The organism is Pseudomonas sp. P97.38, from assembly GCF_001269745.1.
Lineage (GTDB): Bacteria > Pseudomonadota > Gammaproteobacteria > Pseudomonadales > Pseudomonadaceae > Aquipseudomonas > Aquipseudomonas chlororaphis_E.
The window spans coordinates 31505-48708 of record NZ_LHVJ01000036.1 but is presented as its reverse complement, the minus strand read 5'-3'; the positions used below and the strand labels follow the sequence as shown (position 1 = coordinate 48708).

Annotated in this window: 16 protein-coding genes and 1 rRNA gene (1 of these 17 cut by a window edge); 8 read left to right on the top strand and 9 right to left on the bottom strand. The window is 63.5% G+C overall.

Translation table 11 applies throughout. The annotated features are described in order from the left end of the window. Window positions 1-119: 119 nt before the first annotated feature. Window positions 120-235 (top strand): 5S ribosomal RNA (gene rrf / locus AD664_RS26710). A gap of 117 nt (window positions 236-352) precedes the next feature. On the opposite strand, the gene AD664_RS26705 is transcribed toward rrf, so the two are convergent. Continuing rightward, window positions 353-754 carry a lysozyme inhibitor LprI family protein gene (locus tag AD664_RS26705; protein ID WP_053151642.1) on the bottom strand — a complete coding sequence of 134 codons (402 nt, stop codon included), beginning with the start codon at window positions 752-754 and terminating at the stop codon, window positions 353-355. A gap of 141 nt (window positions 755-895) precedes the next feature. On the opposite strand from AD664_RS26705, the gene AD664_RS26700 reads away from it, so the two are divergent. Then, entirely contained in the window at window positions 896-1354 is a 459-nt protein-coding gene (locus AD664_RS26700; RefSeq protein WP_053151639.1) for an SRPBCC family protein, read from the top strand. Between the two features lie 486 nt (window positions 1355-1840). Here AD664_RS26700 and AD664_RS26695 read toward each other — a convergent pair whose 3' ends face one another. Then, the gene (locus AD664_RS26695; RefSeq protein WP_053151636.1) at window positions 1841-2785 is read right to left on the bottom strand and encodes an AraC family transcriptional regulator; all 945 of its coding nucleotides are present in this window, start codon (window positions 2783-2785) and stop codon (window positions 1841-1843) included. Window positions 2786-3159: 374 nt separating this feature from the next. On the opposite strand from AD664_RS26695, the gene AD664_RS26690 reads away from it, so the two are divergent. Beyond that, window positions 3160-3897 (top strand): SDR family oxidoreductase, encoded by a 738-nt coding sequence (locus AD664_RS26690; RefSeq protein ID WP_053151633.1) that lies wholly within the window; start codon window positions 3160-3162, stop codon window positions 3895-3897. 46 nt (window positions 3898-3943) lie between these two features. Here the strand turns inward: AD664_RS26690 and inhA are convergent, their stop codons facing one another. Then, complete coding sequence (inhA, locus tag AD664_RS26685) at window positions 3944-4633, bottom strand: isonitrile hydratase (RefSeq protein WP_053151630.1); 690 nt, start codon at window positions 4631-4633, stop codon at window positions 3944-3946. A gap of 99 nt (window positions 4634-4732) precedes the next feature. Here inhA and AD664_RS26680 point away from each other — a divergent pair, with 99 nt between their 5' ends. Next, window positions 4733-5725, top strand: coding sequence for a GlxA family transcriptional regulator (locus tag AD664_RS26680; RefSeq protein WP_053151625.1), 993 nt, complete (start codon window positions 4733-4735; stop codon window positions 5723-5725). On the opposite strand, the gene AD664_RS26675 is transcribed toward AD664_RS26680, so the two are convergent. Both AD664_RS26675 and AD664_RS26670 read right to left on the bottom strand, forming a co-directional pair. Next, complete coding sequence (locus AD664_RS26675) at window positions 5694-6596, bottom strand: alpha/beta fold hydrolase (RefSeq protein ID WP_053151622.1); 903 nt, start codon at window positions 6594-6596, stop codon at window positions 5694-5696. The genes AD664_RS26680 and AD664_RS26675 overlap by 32 nt on opposite strands. 28 nt (window positions 6597-6624) lie before the next feature. Further along, complete coding sequence (locus AD664_RS26670) at window positions 6625-7002, bottom strand: hypothetical protein (protein WP_053151619.1); 378 nt, start codon at window positions 7000-7002, stop codon at window positions 6625-6627. A gap of 530 nt (window positions 7003-7532) precedes the next feature. Here AD664_RS26670 and AD664_RS26665 point away from each other — a divergent pair. Continuing rightward, window positions 7533-7892: a DUF6124 family protein gene (locus AD664_RS26665; protein WP_053151616.1), complete on the top strand. Its 360-nt coding sequence runs from the start codon at window positions 7533-7535 to the stop codon at window positions 7890-7892. 135 nt (window positions 7893-8027) lie between these two features. Here the strand turns inward: AD664_RS26665 and AD664_RS26660 are convergent, their stop codons facing one another. Together AD664_RS26660 and AD664_RS26655 are read right to left on the bottom strand one after the other, a co-directional pair. Beyond that, complete coding sequence (locus tag AD664_RS26660; RefSeq protein ID WP_053151613.1) at window positions 8028-9851, bottom strand: glycoside hydrolase family 15 protein; 1824 nt, start codon at window positions 9849-9851, stop codon at window positions 8028-8030. Then, on the bottom strand, window positions 9844-10644 hold the full coding sequence (locus AD664_RS26655) for a glucose 1-dehydrogenase (protein WP_053151610.1): 801 nt from the start codon (window positions 10642-10644) through the stop codon (window positions 9844-9846). Before AD664_RS26655 ends, AD664_RS26660 begins: the two co-directional genes overlap by 8 nt. 159 nt (window positions 10645-10803) lie before the next feature. Here AD664_RS26655 and AD664_RS26650 point away from each other — a divergent pair, with 159 nt between their 5' ends. After that, window positions 10804-11979 carry an MFS transporter gene (locus AD664_RS26650; RefSeq protein WP_053151607.1) on the top strand — a complete coding sequence of 392 codons (1176 nt, stop codon included), beginning with the start codon at window positions 10804-10806 and terminating at the stop codon, window positions 11977-11979. A gap of 31 nt (window positions 11980-12010) precedes the next feature. On the opposite strand, the gene AD664_RS26645 is transcribed toward AD664_RS26650, so the two are convergent. Further along, complete coding sequence (locus AD664_RS26645; protein WP_053151603.1) at window positions 12011-13144, bottom strand: cupin-like domain-containing protein; 1134 nt, start codon at window positions 13142-13144, stop codon at window positions 12011-12013. An 80-nt stretch (window positions 13145-13224) separates the two neighbouring features. Beyond that, complete coding sequence (gene tam / locus AD664_RS26640) at window positions 13225-13995, bottom strand: trans-aconitate 2-methyltransferase (RefSeq protein ID WP_053151600.1); 771 nt, start codon at window positions 13993-13995, stop codon at window positions 13225-13227. Window positions 13996-14140: 145 nt separating this feature from the next. Between tam and AD664_RS26635 the strand changes: the two genes are divergently transcribed. Beyond that, the gene (locus tag AD664_RS26635; protein ID WP_042731904.1) at window positions 14141-14875 is read left to right on the top strand and encodes a thioesterase II family protein; all 735 of its coding nucleotides are present in this window, start codon (window positions 14141-14143) and stop codon (window positions 14873-14875) included. 248 nt (window positions 14876-15123) lie between these two features. After that, window positions 15124-17204, top strand: partial view of a non-ribosomal peptide synthase/polyketide synthase gene (locus AD664_RS26630; protein ID WP_053151598.1) — the 5' end (the start) only. 10273 nt of this gene lie beyond the right edge of the window; only the first 2081 of its 12354 coding nucleotides appear in the window; the start codon lies at window positions 15124-15126; its stop codon lies off the right edge, out of view.

The window sequence follows — 17204 nt, the reverse complement described above, 5'->3', positions numbered from 1 at the left end:
GCGCTTAGAAAGCCAGATTGCGGTGTGGTGAAGACGAAACGAACCGAAAGTTTGCGGCTCACACCCGATCACATACCCGATTCGCTGGAACGCTGAAAAGCGCGCTGGCTCAAGAATTTCTTGACGACCATAGAGCATTGGAACCACCTGATCCCATCCCGAACTCAGAAGTGAAACGATGCATCGCCGATGGTAGTGTGGGGTTTCCCCATGTGAGAGTAGGTCATCGTCAAGATTGAATTCCGAAACCCCAATTGCGAAAGCAGTTGGGGTTTTGTTTTTGCGCTGAAAAAAGTCAGCCCCAAAAAAGGATGACCTGTAGAAGAGGCCATCCTTTTTGTTGGCAGGGCGCTTAAGCCTCGGGCACTGGACAGCTCAAGTCGCCTTCCTTGCAGTTGAGGTAGGCCTTGAATGCTTCAACCCGTGTCTTGGTCTGCGTGGTCATGCAGGTACTGTAGATCAGTGGATAAACGCTGCCGCCTTCGACCCCGGAGGCGGAGAAGTCGCATTCGGCGTCACGGAAAGCGATCCAGGCGCGCTGTGCCTTGACCAGCATCTGCTTGGCCTCGGGATTGTCCTTCAGGCGTCCCGTGATCTGCTTGTAAAGGTCATTCAGCTCTTTGTCGGCCGCCTTGTACTCTTGGGCCGAGCATTGGTTCATATCGCCTTGAGTCATGGCATTGGCGCAGTCGTCGGCTTGGGCAGGGCTGATGAATAGCAGAGGTGTCAGGGCCAGAAGCAGGCGTGGGGACATACCGGGTCTCTCCTTGAGAGGTGAAATGGCTGGGGGAGTTTACATCGGTCAGGGGCACCGGGCTGGAAACAACGACCTGATACAACTTTCCGGTTGGCCTTGTGGTCTTACAAGCCTACTGTTGAACACAGGAGGTGACCCATGCATTCATCCGATCGCATTGAAAGAAAGATCCTGCTCAAGGTCCCGCGGGCTCAAGTCTGGCGAGCCTTGGCCAATGCCGAAGCTTTTGGGCAGTGGTTCGGTGTCGCGCTTGAGGGGAAGCGGTTCGTGGCGGGTGAGCGTACCCAGGGGCAAATCACTTATCCAGGTTACCAACACCTCATCTGGGACGTGGCGGTGGAGCGGGTGGAGCCCGAGCGGGTGTTCTCGTTTCGTTGGCATCCCTACGCCATCGAGCCCGACGTGGATTACTCCCAGGAGCCCGAGACACGGGTGCAATTCGAACTCGAAGACATGAACGGCGGCACCTTGCTGAAGGTGGTGGAGTCCGGCTTCAACGCCATTCCCGAGGCGCGTCGGCTCAAGGCTTTTCGTATGGACAGCCGTGGCTGGGACGAGCAAATGGCCAATATCGAGGCGTTCCTGGGCAAGTCCTGAGCGGACTTGGCTGTCATGCCTGACCAGATGCAAGGTTTTGGAGGATACCGGTATAGCGAATGTCTTACACGCAATAGTAGCTATTTCGTCTATTGCACTTTGGATCCGAAGCGTAATCTGGCCCCATCCACTGAAGCACAGGATGTGCTCAGGATCAGGGACGATCGACCTTGCAAGGATAGCTATCGACAGGGAGTCGTAATGGTCTTGGAAAAACCCGCTTCGGCGGGTTTTTTTTCGTCCATCAAAAAGTCAGAAAGAGCGGGTATAGCGAATTGCTTACACGCCGCTGCTGCTTTCTCGTCTTTTTTCGAATCACCGGTGGGCCTAATCTGTGTCCATCCACTGAGTACAGGGAGTGCTTGGGGTCATGGATGATGGGACCAGGCAAGGAATGCCAGACAGGAAGTCAAATTGGTCCTCAAAAAACCCGCTTCGGCGGGTTTTTTTTCGCCTGTGGAAAAGTGCCGATCCGCCGGCCTGGCTTCAAGCGCTGTCGACCTGCAACGCCTGGGCCCGCAGCCGGGCAATGTCTTTGCTCGGCGAAGCACCGAACAGGCGGCTGTACTCCCGGCTGAATTGCGACGGGCTCTCATACCCCATCTTGTAGCCAATTGACGAGACGTCGCTGTTATCCGCCAACAGCAATCGCCGGGCCTCCTGCAAGCGTAGCTGCTTCTGGTATTGCAGCGGGCTCATGGCTGTTACGGCTTTGAAGCGGTGATGCAATGCCGAAGGGCTGAGGTTGATCATTTGCGCGAGGCTGTCGATGCTCAACGGCTCGGCGTAATGAGTGTTGAGCCATTCGATGGCGCGGCTGATGCGGTGGGTCTGGGTATCGGGGATGGCAATTTCTTGTAGGCGCTGGCCTTGGGTGCCACGCAGCAGCCGGTAGAAAATCTCCTGCTGAGCCAGGGGCGCCAGAGTGGCGATATCGTCCGGGCTGTCCAGCAGCCGCAACAGACGTAATACGGCGTCCAGCAAGGGCGAGTCGATGCGGTCCAGGAACAGGCCGCGCCCGGTTTTCGGAGGCGGTACGCCGATGGCACTGGCGTCGGCGATCAGGCGACAGATCTGCGCCGGATCGATGTCGAGGCGAACGCACAAGTAAGGGCGCTCTGGAGAGGCTTCGACCACTTGCCCGGCCAGCGGTAGGGTGACGGAGACCACCAGGTAATTGAGCGGGTCGTACACGTAGCGTTCGTCCGCCAGGCGCACCTCCTTGCGGCCCTCGACGATTACGCACAAGCCCGGCTTGTGCACCACGTGCAGGGCATCGGTGGGCTGGTCACAGCGAACAATGTTCAAGGTGTCGATGGCGGTGGCGTAGACCCCGTCTTGCGGAGCGAAGCGTTTCATCAGCTCCGCCAGTTCAGCGCGGCGTTGGTTGACGCCGTCGTCTGGCGCACTGTGCATGGGCGATACCGACATGCTGATCAATCTCCCTGACCCAATGAGTGAACTGCGCTAGGCTCTGTCTGAAAAACCTTGATACTCGTTCATGCTGCGTTGAAAACCGGCTCGTGCGCGAGTCCGATCGGAATGCTCATTTACTCCAGTAAAGTCGAGCGCGACCCCGGCCGTTCCTCGCCGGTTTTCGCCTTGCCTGACCTTCGTCTCAAGACTTTTCAAACAGAGCCTAGTAAAACCGATTGCGCGGCGGGCGGCCAGGGGTGGTGTGATCGCTACAGGATCGTGCAAGTGCACAGGAGGATTCGGCTAACCCCAACCCTTGTCGTTTCCCTAATCTGGATTTGTCAGAGCGCTCCTACCGGGAGCCAACACACCCAGACGAGGAAACCATCATGTCCGATATTCAAAACAAAGTAGTGGTGATCACCGGTGCCAGCAGCGGGATTGGTGAAGCCGCCGCACGACTGTTGGCCGCCCGTGGCGCCCGTGTGGTGCTTGGCGCCCGACGTATCGACCGCTTGCAGGCGTTGGTGCAGGAACTCGAAGCCGCCGACCAACAAGCCGTTTGCAAGACCGTGGACGTGACCCGCCGTGAAGAGGTCCAGAACCTGATTGATTTCGCCGTCGAACGTTTCGGCACGGTTGACGTGATCATCAACAACGCTGGCGTCATGCCGCTCTCCAAGCTCGAAGCACTGAAAGTCGAGGAGTGGGATCGCATGATCGACGTCAACATTCGCGGCGTACTCCACGGCATCGCCGCCGGCTTGCCGCTGATGCAGCGTCAGCGCAGTGGCCAGTTCATCAACATCGCTTCGATTGGTGCCTACGCGGTCAGCCCGACCGCCGCTGTTTACTGCGCCACCAAGTACGCGGTGCGGGCGATTTCCGAAGGCTTGCGCCAGGAAGTGGGCGGCGATGTGCGGGTGACGGTGATTTCTCCCGGCGTAACGGAGTCGGAACTGGCCGAGAGCATTTCCGATGAAGGGGGACGCGCGGAGATGCGCGAATTCCGGCGGATTGCCATCCCCGCCGAAGCCATCGCGCGGGCGATTGCCTATGCTATCGAGCAACCGGCGGATGTGGACGTCAGCGAGTTGATCGTGCGGCCTACCGCCAGCCCTTACTGAGCGTGGCCTTCGGTGGCGAGCGGACTGCTCCGCTCGCCACCGGTCACTAGGCGGTGATGGACAATCGTGCGGCGGCGCGTTGGGTAATCTGCGAGCGTACCCGGAACGATTCCGCCGTGCGCCGGTGCGCTTCCTCCAGGATTGACACCGGTGCGGTCTCGGGGCTGCCGGCATCGAACGGCGGCGCCGGAGCGTATTCCAATTGCAACTGGACCAACTCGGCCGTGGGCTGGTCGAACAGCTCGGCTGCCAGGGTCAACGCGAAGTCGATGCCCGCCGTGATGCCACCGCCGGTGATCAGGTTGCCGTCACGCACCACGCGCTCCTTGACCGGGGTCGCACCCAGGGTTTGCAGTAAGCTGTGATAGGCCCAGTGGGTGGTGGCTCGTTTCCCTTGCAGCAAGCCAGCGGCACCGAGCACCAGCGAACCGGTGCACACCGAGGTGATGTACCGCGCATGGCTAGCCTGTTGCCTGATGAAGTCCAGGACCTGCTCATCCTCCATTAATGCCCCGACACCGGTGCCACCCGGGACGCAGATCGCGTCGAGCTTCGGGCAGTCTTGGAATGTGGTCGTTGGCAGCAGCACCAGGCCGGTGCTGGAGGTGACTGGCGCCAAGTCTTTCCAGATCAGGTGCACTTTCACGTCCGGCAGCGAGGCCAGCACGTCATACGGTCCGGTCAGGTCCAACTGCTGGACTTGGGGAAACAGCAGTAAACCGATGTGCAGCGTCATGATGCTTTTCTCCTTGAGTAATGCCCGGGGGCTGGACGATTTCACTTTAGGCCCTTAGGCTCTGGCGAATACGCCAATAACCCCACGAATCACGCCAATATGCCCAACACCCCTAAATCCGTTCATGTCCTGGCCTTCGCCAACGTGCAAGTGCTCGATGTCACCGGGCCGTTGCAGGTGTTCGCATCGGCCAATGACCTGGCTCGCCAGCAAGGCCTGCCGTTGCCTTATGCGCCAACGGTGGTCGCCGTAGGCGGCGGAGCGGTGATGTCTTCTGCCGGGTTGGCGCTGATGGCCGAACCGCTGCCGACCGAGCGCAGCGACACGCTGCTGATTGCCGGCGGCTGGGGCGTGTACGAGGCGGCGAAGGATCCGGCGCTGGTGGCTTGGGTCAAGGATCACGGCACGCGTTCTCGGCGGGTGGCGTCCGTGTGCACCGGCGCGTTCCTGCTGGCCGCCAGCGGATGGCTGGACGGGCGGCGCGTGGTCACCCACTGGACCCGCTGCGAACAACTGGCCGAACAGCACCCGCAACTCAAAGTCGAACCCAACCCGATCTTCATCAACGATGGCCCGGTCTGGACCTCGGCGGGTGTCACGGCCGGTATCGACCTGGCCCTGGCCCTGGTTGAGGATGACCTGGGGCGCGCGGTGGCCCTGGAGGTCGCCCGGCACCTGGTGGTGTTCCTCAAGCGGCCGGGCGGGCAGTCGCAGTTCAGCGTGACCCTGTCACTGCAGAAAAACGGCGGCCGGTTTGATGAACTGCATGCCTGGATCGCCGAGCATCTGACCTGTGACCTGGGTTTGCCGAGCCTGGCCGCCGAGGTGGGCATGAGCGAGCGCAGTTTCGTGCGTCACTACCGCGCCGACACCGGCCAGACCCCGGCGCGGGCCGTCGAATTGATTCGTGTGGAAACCGCGCGCCGCCTGCTCGCCGATACCGTGGTGCCGATCAAGCGGGTGGCGATGCAGTGCGGCTTTGGCAGCGAAGAAACCCTGCGCCGCAGCTTCCTGCGGGCCATGGGGGTGACGCCCCAGGCGTATCGCGAGCGGTTTTCGGTCAGCCTTCAAGCAGATCAAGCAATGCCTTGAGCGTGGCTTCGGGCGCTTCCTGGGGAATGTTGTGGCCCACGCCGGCCAGCACCCGCCGTTCATAAGCACCGCTGAAATGTGCCGCGTCCTCATCTTGTTCAGTGGCGGGGCCCACGCCGTCGTCGGCGCCGCAGAGGGAAATGCTCGGCACGCTGATTAACGGTTGTGCGGCGAGCCGTTCCTCCATCCATTCCAGGGTCGGGTCCCCCGGCGCATACATGAAGCGATGGCGGTAGGAATGAATCACCACCTCGACGAAGTCCGGGTTGTCGAACGACGGGGCGCTGAGGGGATAGCATTGCGCGCCTCGGGCCCAGGTGGGTGACCACAGGCGCCAGAGCAATTCGCACAACTCACGGCGATTTTTCGTCAGCCCTTCGACGCCCCGTGCGGTGTGGAAATAATACTGGTACCACAGGCGATATTCGGTTTCCGGGGCCAGCGGTTGCGTCGAGTGGGGGATGTCCTGCAGGTTGTAGCCATCGCCGGTCACCAGGCCGCGCACGCGCTCCGGCCACAACGCGGCGACGATGCATGCCGCCCGGCCGCCCCAGTCATAACCGCACAACGTCGCCTGGCCGATGCCCAGCACGTCCATCAGGTCCAGCAGGTCCTGGGCCAGCGCCGCCTGTTGGCCGGAGCGCATGATCGCCGGGTTGTTGAACCGGGTCGGGCCATAGCCGCGCAGGTAGGGCACGAGGACTCGATAGCCGCGCTGGGCCAACGCCGGGGCGACGTCATCGAAGGCCCTGGGGTCGTAGGGGAAGCCGTGCAGCAGGATGACCGGCTCGCCGCTGGCCGACCCGTGTTCCTCGTAGGCGATGCGCAGCAGCGGTGTCACCGCGTAGCTGACGGTTGGCGCTAGGTTCATATCGGTCTCCGGCAGCGCCTGGCGGTGCTCAGGCGGGTTCCTGGTTCACGTATTTGGTCCGATCCGGCGTGAATGTCACGATCATGTTCGTGCTGGAGCACGTCAGCGTATGTTCCTGGGACAAGTCGATGTCCAGGTCTTCGCCCCGCAGCCCTTGCCATTGGGCGAGGTACTTGAGGCAGCCGAACTTTTCGTTCTTCTTCAGGCTGCGGCTCACGCCGCCTTTCCAACCCAGCACCGGCAACTCGCCGGCCAGGCAGCGTTGGGCCAGTTCGGGAAACCGCGTCGCGCGTTCGCGACCGATTTCCCAGCATTTGATCAGCCCCCGGTCCTGGCCTTCCCAGAGGTCTGCGCGGGTCAGGCCTGTTCGGGGCGCTGTGGTGATGGGGCGTTGTATACGGGACATGTCGGATCCTTGAGTCGGGTTGTCGGGCAGCTCCGCTGCACCCATGGGTGCATCGATCTTAGGAGGGGTTTGGGGGGCTCGCAACCTTGTCGCGGATAAAGTGACCCGCACAACCGAGGTACTGCACCTGTGGCGAGGACGCTTGTTCCCGTTCAGGCTGCGCAGCGGCCCCAGGCATCTTGCGCCTGCTGCGCAGTCGAGCGGGAGCAAGCTCCCTCGCCACGGGTGGGTGTCCTACAAAAAATTAGGTGGAAAGGAATTTTCTGACGAGTCGCGGCGGTTGTCGGTTAGGAAATACCGGGGATAGGCTGTGATGGTCGCTGCAAAATCAGCGACCGGGTTTGGTCGCCCGGGTTTAGAATGGCGCACGATGCCGCGTGAGCGGTTGTCTGCTTTATGGCTGACTGTGCGTGGGAGGGCTTTGGGCCCTGCCGGGTTTCCATTCCCTGGTCGACCAACCTGCGTACAGTTCGCCACCCTCTGCTTGGTCGCGGAATGGCGAACTCCACCGTTGAATGGAGATTCATGTCATGGTCAAGATCACCCCCAACCCTCCAAAAGCCGGAAACCTTTCCGCCTACACCACCTTCAATACCCCAAAACTCCGCGAAGCCGCCGACCGGGCGTTGGACGCGCATTTGTCTGCCGCGACCCCGGCCAAACCCGACACCCAAGATGGGCAGGTATTTTCAGTGGTCCCGGGCCTCAATACCGAATCGGTGCTGACCAGCCTCAGCGAAACCTTGGCCTCGGCCAACGCCATGGTCAGTGACCTTGCATTCGAACTGGAGGGCTCGCGACGGCATGTGGCACTGGGGATTTTGCAGTTGATCGAGTTGGGTGCGTTGCTGGCTGACCGGGCGCTGGATGATGTGGAGCTGCCCCGTTAACTGACCCGCCGTCCCGTGGCGAGGGAGCTTGCTCCCGTTGGGCTGCGCAGCGGCCCCAGGCATCTTGCGCCTGCTGCGCAGTCGAGCGGGAGCAAGCTCCCTCGCCACGGACCAACAGTTCAACGGATCGGCAGCTCACGGCTGCCAATGATTTTTCTCCCCGCTCAACTTGCGATCCAGGAAACTCGCCGCGCTGATCAGTGCCAGGTGAGTCAGGGCCTGGGGGGTGTTGCCCAGGTGGTAGCCGTGGCTGTCGAATTCTTCGGCGTACAGCCCCAGGGGGTTGGCGTAGCGCAGCAGTTGTTCGAACTCCAACTGGGCTTTTTCCACGCGGCCGGCGCGGGCGAGGCATTCGACGTACCAGAACGAGCAGGCGGCGAAGGAGCCTTCGGTGCCGCTGAGGCCGTCGATGGGGCTGTCGTCGTTGCGGTAGCGGTACACCATGCCGTCGCGCACCAGGCTCTTTTCAATGGCGTCCAGGGTGGAGAGCCAGCGCGGATCGCGGGCGCTGACGAAGCGGACCAAAGGCATCAGCAACATCGAGCCGTCGAGGGCGGTGCTGCCCAGGCGCTGGACGAAATGCTGGTGTTCGTCGTTCCAGAAGTTTGTCCAGATGTCTTCGTAGATCGCCTGGCGGGTCTCATCCCAACGGGCGAACGGGGCGGGAAGGGAGCGTTTTTCGGCGAGGCGGATGGCGCGGTCGACGGCGACCCAGCACATCAGCCGCGAATGCAGGAAATGCTGTTTCTCGCCGCGCATTTCCCAGATGCCGACATCGGCGTCCTGCCAGACCTCGCAGACCTGGTCGATCACCTCGACCGTGTGTTTCCAGCCTTGGTGCGAAATGGCCTCGCCGTACTTGTTGACCAGGTACACCGCGTCCATCAGTTCGCCGAAGATATCCAACTGGATCTGCTGGTAGGCCAGGTTGCCGATGCGCACCGGCTGCGCATTGCCGAAGCCGCTCAGGTGCGGCAATTCGCTTTCGGGCAGCTCCAGCCGGCCGTCCAGGCCATACAGGATGTTGAGTTTGGTCGGCTGTTCGCAACAGTCGCTGACCCGGCCCCGTAACCAGCGCATGTAGGCGTTGGCTTCTTCGACGAAGCCCAGGCGCATGAACGCATAGACGGTAAAGGAGGCGTCGCGGATCCAGGTGTAGCGGTAATCCCAGTTGCGTTCGCCTCCGCGGGTTTCCGGCAGGCCGAAGGTGGCGGCGGCGAGGATGGCGCCGTGTTTGCGCGAGGTCAGCAGCTTCAAGGCCAGGGCCGAGCGGTTGACCATTTCCCGCCAGCGCCCGCGATAGTTGGACTGGCCAATCCAGCCACGCCAGAACGCCAGGGTCCGTTCCAGGCAGATGCCGCTGACGTCGTCCTGAAGCCGCGGATCGTCGATGCCGCCCAAGAGGAACTCGGCGCTCTGGCCTTGTTCGAGGGTAAATTCGGCCACTGCCGCGTCGCCGTCCAGGGTCATGGCCTGATCGGAACACAAGCGCAGGCTCGGTTGCCCCGGCGCCTCGAAGCAGACATGGGCCTGGTCCTGGCGCGCTTGGGTGGCGGCGCGGGCATAGTCGTGGCGCACCGCGCAGCGCATGCGAAACGTCGCGCTGCCCACGGTCATGTGCACCTTGCGCATCAGTACGGGCAGGTCATCCTCGGTGTCGCCGATGGGCAGCAGATCGGTGATTTCCACCACGGCGCCGTCACTCAGCCAACGGGTTTGCAGCACGTTGGTGTCGGGTAGGTAGATTTGCTGGCGACGCGCATCCGGCAGGTCTGGCGCGAGTTGGAAGATGCCTGCCGCCGGGGTGTCCAGCAGCGAGCAGAAGATCGACGGACTGTCGAATTCCGGCCAGCAGAAAAAATCGACACTGCCGCGGTCGTTGACCAATGCGGCGGTGCGCATGTCGCCGATGATGCCGTGGTTCTCGATGGGGCTTTGCGGTTCGTCATGATCAGCCATTGCCGCGAAACCCCGGATAAAGGCTCATCCCGCCGTCGATGAACAAGGTCGTGCCCACGACATAGTCAGACAGGTCCGACGCCAGCCACACCACTGCGTTGGCAACGTCCTCCACATCTCCGACGCGACCGTAGGGGATCAGGTCCAACAGTTTCTGCCGCTGTTCGCCCTCGACGACGTCGCGGTTGATGGCCGTGCTGATGGCGCCGGGGGCGATGCTGTTGATGCGGATACGCTGGTGGCTGGTTTCCTGGGCCAGGCTTTGCATCAACAGGTCGACACCGCCCTTGGAGGCCGCGTAGTTGACGTGGCCGGCCCAGGGAATGCGCTGGTGCACCGAGCTCATGTGGATGATCTTGCCCGCTGCCCGGGACACGCCCTGGCGAATGCCCTGGCGAGTGAAGATGCGCAGGGCGGCGCGGGCGCACAGGAACTGGCCGGTGAGGTTGGTGCCGATCACGGTGTTCCAGTCTTGCAGGCTCATGTCGACGGCGGCCGCATCTTTTTGCAGGCCGGAGTTGGCCACCAGGATATCCAGCGTGCCAAAGGCCTCCAGGGTCTTGGCGAACAGCCGTTCGACGTCCTCTTCCCGGGAGACATCAGCCCCCACGGCCAGTGCGCGCCCGCCGTTGTCATTGATCTCGCGGGCCAGGTCTTCGGCCGGGCCGGCGCTGGAATGGTAGTTGAGCACCACGGCGGCACCGGCGTCCGCCAACGCCCTGGCGGCACCGGCGCCAATGCCGGAACTGGCGCCGGTGACGAGGGCGACTTGTTGGGCGAGGGAAATCTGCATGAATGGGCACCTTCACTGGACGGCTTTATAGGCTGACTGACGTGAGGCCTGGAGAGTTCACTCGTGCCAGACAGTCTTCACATTCTCACCACATTTGGGCGCTTCCCCCGTGGTCGTCCTTTGTGGCAAGTTGCAGGCCCCCGTTAAGGCCCGTAGCCCATGGCAAACCCCTATCGCGAACTGTTCAACGCCCCCGGCAGCCTGGGGTTCGTGCTGGCCGGCATGGTGGCGCGCATGCCGATCTCCATGACGGGCATCGGCCTGATCACCATGCTCTCGCAATTGCAGGGTGGCTATGGCCTGGCCGGCGCAGTGGCGGCGACGTTTGCCTTGGCGACTGCGTTCTGTGCACCGCAGGTGTCGCGCCTGGTGGACCGTTTCGGCCAGGGACGTGTCTTGCCGATCGCCGCGCTGCTCGGTGGCGGGGCGCTGGCGCTGCTGTTGCTGTGCACGCGCTTGCAGGCGCCTCAATGGACGCTGTTCGTGTTCGCCGCCCTGGCCGGTTGCATGCCGAGCATGTCGGCCATGGTGCGGGCGCGCTGGACCGAGTTGTACCGCGGCCAGCCGCAATTGCGCACCGCCTATGCGTTGGAGTCGGTGCTCGATGAAGTGTGTTTCATCGTCGGGCCGCCGCTGTCGGTGGGTCTGTGCGTGGTGGCGTTTCCGGAGGCGGGGCCGCTGGCGTCGGTGCTGGCGCTGGCGCTTGGGGTGACGGCGTTTGTCTTGCAGCGCGGCACCGAGCCACCGGTGCACCCGCATCAGGCCCAGCACCAGGGCTCGATCATCGCTTCGGGTGACGTGTTGCTGTTGCTGCTGTTGATGATGGCCATGGGCACCATCGTCGGCGTGGTGGACGTGGTCAGCGTGGCGTTCGCCCAACAACAGGGGCAACCGGCGGCGGCGAGTATCGTGCTGTCGGTGTATGCCTTCGGTTCGTGCCTGGCGGGACTGGCCTTCGGTGCGCTTCGTTCAAAGCTGCCCTTGCCGCTGCTGTTTTTGTACGGTGGGGCAGGGACGGGGTTGACGACGCTGCCGTTGTTGCTGGCGTCCAATATCACCGGGTTGTCGGTGGCGATGTTCATCGCTGGGCTGTCCTTTGCGCCGACGCTGATCGTCGCCATGGCCCTGGTGGAGCGTCTCGTGCCGCCGGCCAGGCTCACCGAAGGCCTGACCTGGCTTGTGACCGGCCTGAGCATCGGCGTGGCAATCGGTGCGGCCGGCTCCGGCTGGCTGGTGGACACCTTTGGCGCGCGCAGTGGTTTCTGGCTGGCGATATTGGCCGGCGCGGTGGTGTTGGGCGCGGCGGTGCAGAGTTATCGGCGGTTGAAAGAGTGATCAGCCCCAACCTGTGGCGAGGTATCTGCCGTTACCAACCCCGCCCCGAATTCACCCAGAAATTCACCGACAACGAAGTCGACACCGACTCTACCTGGTGGAACCAGCCTTCAGGCAGGAACAGCAAGTCCCCGGCCTCCAGTGTCACCCGCATGAACGTGACGTCCCGGGCGTGGGGGAAGCGCTGGTAGTCCGGCGCGTCGGGGTTGAAGTCGCAACCGTCGAGCCCGCCCTGGGGCGCGGTGGACCAAGTGCCGAGGGCTTCGCGGTGATGGGGCGCGGCGAGGGTGAAGGTTTTCTGGCCCCAGACCTGGGCGAACAGGTTGTCGGTGTCGTCGCGGTGCAGCGGTGTCAGCGTGCCCTTGGGGCCGATCCAGATGCGCGGCGGAATGAACAGCGCCGGGTCGAAGTAGGGCGGGTACTTGATCTGCTCCAGCAATTGCGCGGGCAGGATGTTGTTGCCCATGTACGCCGGCGGCTCACCGTCGGCGCTCTTGGTCGCGGGGCTGTCGAGGGAGGCGATGAAGTCGGCCATGGAGGTGGAGCGGAAATCCCGCTCGGTGGAGAAGGTTTTCTTCACGTAGTCGCCATGGCGGGTGATGCCTTGCAGTTGCGCAAAGTGCACCAGGGACTCCTCGCGGCTGAGCTGGAACAACGGCCAGTCCTGCAAGGCATCGCTGATCACCAGCGGGATGCCGTGGGGCAGATAGCGAGCGCGAAACTCCTGCACCGACAAACCGCTGCGCGGCCGACGCTCCACGCTGCGTTGGACCGGCAGGCTGGCGGTGAGCTTTTCGCTGAAACGCGCTGGGGTCGGGTAGCGCTTGTTCATGTCGACTTTTTCTACCACGCCACCCCCATGCCGGGCATGGTCGATGATCTGCGGCAGCAACGTCGCCAGGCCCATGTTGCCGCCGATCTTCAGGCGCCCGCTGGCGAACAGCTCTTCGACGTTGGCCATGCCGCCCATGATTGCGAGAAAGTCCTTCTCTGCCACGTCGATGGTCACGTCGGGGCTGGTGTGCCGACCGGCCTCGGTGCGGCTGCCGGCCTTGACCTCGGACCAGTACGCCTGGTGCGGGCCGAACACGAATTGGAAGACGCCCTCGATACCGACGGCGCCGGCGTTGGCGAACAGTTTGCCCAGGATGGTTTGCAGGTCCACGGCGCTCACTCTTGTGGGTTTGGGTCCTAGCAGAGGACGAGCGCCTGGCGCAGGAATTTAGTCCGTCGCCGACCTTTGCTTCAACGCGTCGCCACCATGAACACGCGGGGAAACGGCAGCAACACCGAGCCATCGTCCAGGGTCGGGTAAGCCTGTTCGACGGCTTTGAGGTACTGGGCCAGATACTGCTCGCGCTGCGGCTCATCCAGAGGGGCGAGAAACGGTCGCAGGCCACTGCCCTTGAACCACTCCACCACGCCCGCCGCGCCGTCGGCCAGCGGGTGATGGTAGACCGTGCGCCAGACGTCGACGCGGGCGCAGTGGGGCTTGAGGATCGAATAATAGGTGCTGGGGTTTTCGACTTCGGTGCGGCTTTGCGCGGCCTGCGCCAGCTGGCTGGCCCAGGGACCGTTCGCCGCGATATCGCGCATCAGGCGATGGGAAGGCTGGTGCAGGGTGTCGGGCATCTGGATCGCCAGGCTGCCGCCGGGGGCGAGTTTGTTCACCAGGGCGGGCAGCAGCGTGGCATGGTCGGGCAGCCATTGCAGCGCGGCGTTGGCGAAGATCACGTCGAACGGTCCGGGCTCATGCCATTGGCCGATGTCGGCGATATCAAAGGTCACGGCGGGCAAGCGGCGGCGAGCGGCCTCGATCATGTCGCCGGAGCTGTCCAGTCCGCGCACCGTTGCGCCGGGGAAGTGTTCCACCAGCAGTTCGGTGGAGTTGCCGGGGCCGCAGCCCAGGTCGATCACCGAGCGTGCCTCGCGGGTCGCAATGGCGGCCAGCAGGTCCCGGGCCGGGCGGGTGCGTTCCTGTTCAAACGTGACGTACTGTCTGGCGGACCAGCTCATGGCGTTCTCCTTCAAGGTCGGCGTGAGTTCAGGGTCGTCAGTATAAGGGGGTGCGAAGGCGATGGCGCGAGCGCTTGGCGGGTGACTAATTTTTTGTCATGTTGCTTCGTTATTTTCTAGACATGACCGATCGGAGAAAACCGCAGTGACCCAACTGACCCTGCTGTGCCTGCCTTATTCCGGCGCCAGCGCGATGGTTTACAGCCGCTGGCGGCGCAAGTTGCCGCAATGGCTGGGCGTGCAGCCAGTGGAGTTGCCGGGGCGCGGGGCGCGTTTCGGTGAGCCGCTGCACACCGAGATGGGGCCGCTGGCGATGCAGCTGGCGCGGGAACTGCGCCCGACCCTCCAGGCGCCTTATGCGTTGTTCGGCCACAGCCTGGGGGCGCTGCTGGCGTGCGAGATGGCCCATGCCTTGCGCGAGCTCGGTTGTCCCGAGCCGGTGGCCTTGTTTGCCTCGGGCACCGCGGCGCCAACGATGCGAGCCGACTACGACCGGGGGTTCGCCGAGCCGAAAACCGACGCCGAACTGATCGACCAGTTGCGCACCCTCAACGGCACCAGTGAGGAGGTGCTGGCCAACGAAGAGTTGATGGCCCTGACCCTGCCGGTGTTGCGCGCAGACTTCCTGCTGTGCGGGCGTTTCCAGCCGCGGGTGCGCCCACCGCTCACTTGCCCGGTGCACGTGCTCGGCGGCACCACCGACCGGGCCAGCACCGAACAACTGATCGGCTGGAGCCGCGAGACGTCCGGCAGTTTCTCGGTGGACATGCTGGCCGGCGGGCACTTCTTTATTCATGAGCACGAGGCCAGGGTGCTGCGGCTGATCAAGGATCAACTGAGCGTGCATCATCGCCGACACGGGCTGGCAATCAGCGCCTGATCATTATTCCCGGCACCCTCTTCTGTGGGTGCGAGCTTGCTCGCGAAAGCATCTCTGAGTCACCGCCTCCCTGGCTGACCCCGTGCTTTCGCGAGCAGGCTCGCTTGCACCTGTCCATCAATCCGTGCCCCTCGTTTTAAGCCCTTCCTGATACCTATTCTCAAACGCTAATTTTTCCGGTCTGCATTCGTTTTATAGGGACGACTTGCCTCTGTGCCTTGTGCCCACTGATTCCGGATACCCCTCAAATGAATGCTGAAGACGCCTTGAAACTTGCTCGCCGGTTTATCGGGTTGCCCCTGGAAAAGCGCCGTACGTTCCTGGCGGCGCTGGACAAGGAGGGCGTGGCGTTCAGCGGCTTTCCCATCCCTCGGGGCGTCGAGGCCGAAGACCGCCAGGCCCTGTCCTATGCCCAGCAGCGCATGTGGTTTCTCTGGCAGCTGGAGCCGGCAAGCGGTGCCTATAACCTGCCCGGCGCGGTGCGCCTCAAGGGCGCGTTGAGCCTGTCGGCGCTGGAGCAGGCGTTCGCCAGTCTGGTGGCGCGCCATGAAACCCTGCGCACGGTGTTCCAGCGCCAGGCCGACGACAGCCTGGTGCAAGTGCCTGCCAGCGCCGCCCTGGCGATCGAGCGGCAGGACCTGCGAGCCTTGCCAGCCGCCGAGCGCGAGCACGCGGTGCGCCGTGCGGCCGAGGCGCAATCGATGCGTCCCTTCGACTTGTCCACAGGGCCCTTGCTGCGCGTCGAACTGCTCGCGCTCCAAGACCACGAGCACGTGCTGCTGCTGACCTTGCACCACATCGTCTCCGATGGCTGGTCGATGAACGTGCTGATCGACGAGTTCATCCGCAGCTACGACGCCTTCGAGGCAGGCACCGCGCCGCAACTGGCCGAGTTGCCGATCCAGTACAGCGACTACGCCCTCTGGCAGCGGCGCTGGCTGGAGGCCGGCGAGCAGGCGCGACAACTGGCGTATTGGCAGGCCCGGTTGGGCGACGAGCAGCCCGTGCTGGCGTTGCCCCTCGATCATCCGCGCCCGGCGATGCCCAGCTACCGTGGCACCCGCTACACGTTCGACGTGGAACCGGCCCTGGCCGAGCAGTTGCGCGCCACCGCCCAGCAGCACAACATCACGTTGTTCATGCTCCTGCTCGGCGCATTCAACGTGCTGTTGCATCGGTACACCGGCCACACCGACATCCGCGTCGGCGTGCCCATCGCCAACCGCAACCGGGCCGAGACCGAAGGGCTGATCGGCTTCTTCGTCAACACCCAGGTGTTGCGCACCGAGCTGGGCGGCCAGACCCGTGTCGATGAGCTGCTGCGCGCGGTCAAGGACGCGGCGCTGGGCGCCCAGGCCCATCAGGACCTGCCCTTCGAGCGGCTGGTGGAAGCGCTCAACGTGGAGCGCAGCCTCAGCCACACGCCGCTGTTCCAGGTGATGTACAACCACCAGCCGCAAGTGGCCGACATCGCCAGCCTGCAGACCGCGTCGGGCCTGGAGCTGTCGATGCTGGCGTGGCAGAGCCGCACCACCCAGTTCGACCTGACCCTCGACACCTGGGAAAAGGCCGGCAAGCTGCACGCGGCGCTGACCTACGCCGATGACCTGTTCGACGCCGCCACCATCGCCCGCATGGCGCGCCACTGGACGCGCTTGTTGCAAGGCATGGTGGCCGACAGCCGCGCGCTCATCGGTGAACTGCCGCTGCTCGAAGCCGACGAGTACCAGCGCCTGATCCACGACTGGAACCCGGTCGACGGGTCGTTCGAGCACAGCCTGTGCATTCATCAGGTGATCGCCCGCCAGGCGGCAGCCACGCCGGATGCCTTGGCCGTGACCTTCGCCCACACGACACTGAGCTACAGCGAGCTGGATGGCCGTGCCAATCGCCTGGCCCACAAACTCATCGAATTGGGCGTTGGCCCGGAAGTCCGCGTCGGCGTGGCGATGCCGCGTTCCGAGCAGTTGCTGATTGCCTTGCTGGCGGTGCTCAAGGCCGGCGGTGCTTATGTGCCTCTCGATCCGGATTACCCGGCCGAGCGGGTGGCCTACATGCTCGACGACAGCCGTGCGCGGGTGCTGCTGACCGAACAGGCAGTGGCGGCGACTTTGTCGGTGCCTGAGGCCACGGCGGTACTGATGCTCGACCGCCTCGACCTGGGCGGTTATTCCTTTGCTGCACCCCACACCGGCGTGACCCCGGACAACCTGGCCTATGTGATCTACACCAGCGGCTCCACCGGCCTGCCCAAAGGCGTGGCGATTGCCCATCGCAACGTGCTGGCGCTGATCGATTGGTCGCGCTCGGTGTATCGCCGCGAAGATAT

Coding starts and splice junctions, on each gene's coding strand:
- AD664_RS26705 (WP_053151642.1), bottom strand. CDS start 754: ATGTCCCCACGCCTGCTTCTGGCCCTGACACCTCTGCTATTCATCAGC.
- AD664_RS26700 (WP_053151639.1), top strand. CDS start 896: ATGCATTCATCCGATCGCATTGAAAGAAAGATCCTGCTCAAGGTCCCG.
- AD664_RS26695 (WP_053151636.1), bottom strand. CDS start 2,785: ATGTCGGTATCGCCCATGCACAGTGCGCCAGACGACGGCGTCAACCAA.
- AD664_RS26690 (WP_053151633.1), top strand. CDS start 3,160: ATGTCCGATATTCAAAACAAAGTAGTGGTGATCACCGGTGCCAGCAGC.
- inhA (WP_053151630.1), bottom strand. CDS start 4,633: ATGACGCTGCACATCGGTTTACTGCTGTTTCCCCAAGTCCAGCAGTTG.
- AD664_RS26680 (WP_053151625.1), top strand. CDS start 4,733: ATGCCCAACACCCCTAAATCCGTTCATGTCCTGGCCTTCGCCAACGTG.
- AD664_RS26675 (WP_053151622.1), bottom strand. CDS start 6,596: ATGAACCTAGCGCCAACCGTCAGCTACGCGGTGACACCGCTGCTGCGC.
- AD664_RS26670 (WP_053151619.1), bottom strand. CDS start 7,002: ATGTCCCGTATACAACGCCCCATCACCACAGCGCCCCGAACAGGCCTG.
- AD664_RS26665 (WP_053151616.1), top strand. CDS start 7,533: ATGGTCAAGATCACCCCCAACCCTCCAAAAGCCGGAAACCTTTCCGCC.
- AD664_RS26660 (WP_053151613.1), bottom strand. CDS start 9,851: ATGGCTGATCATGACGAACCGCAAAGCCCCATCGAGAACCACGGCATC.
- AD664_RS26655 (WP_053151610.1), bottom strand. CDS start 10,644: ATGCAGATTTCCCTCGCCCAACAAGTCGCCCTCGTCACCGGCGCCAGT.
- AD664_RS26650 (WP_053151607.1), top strand. CDS start 10,804: ATGGCAAACCCCTATCGCGAACTGTTCAACGCCCCCGGCAGCCTGGGG.
- tam (WP_053151600.1), bottom strand. CDS start 13,995: ATGAGCTGGTCCGCCAGACAGTACGTCACGTTTGAACAGGAACGCACC.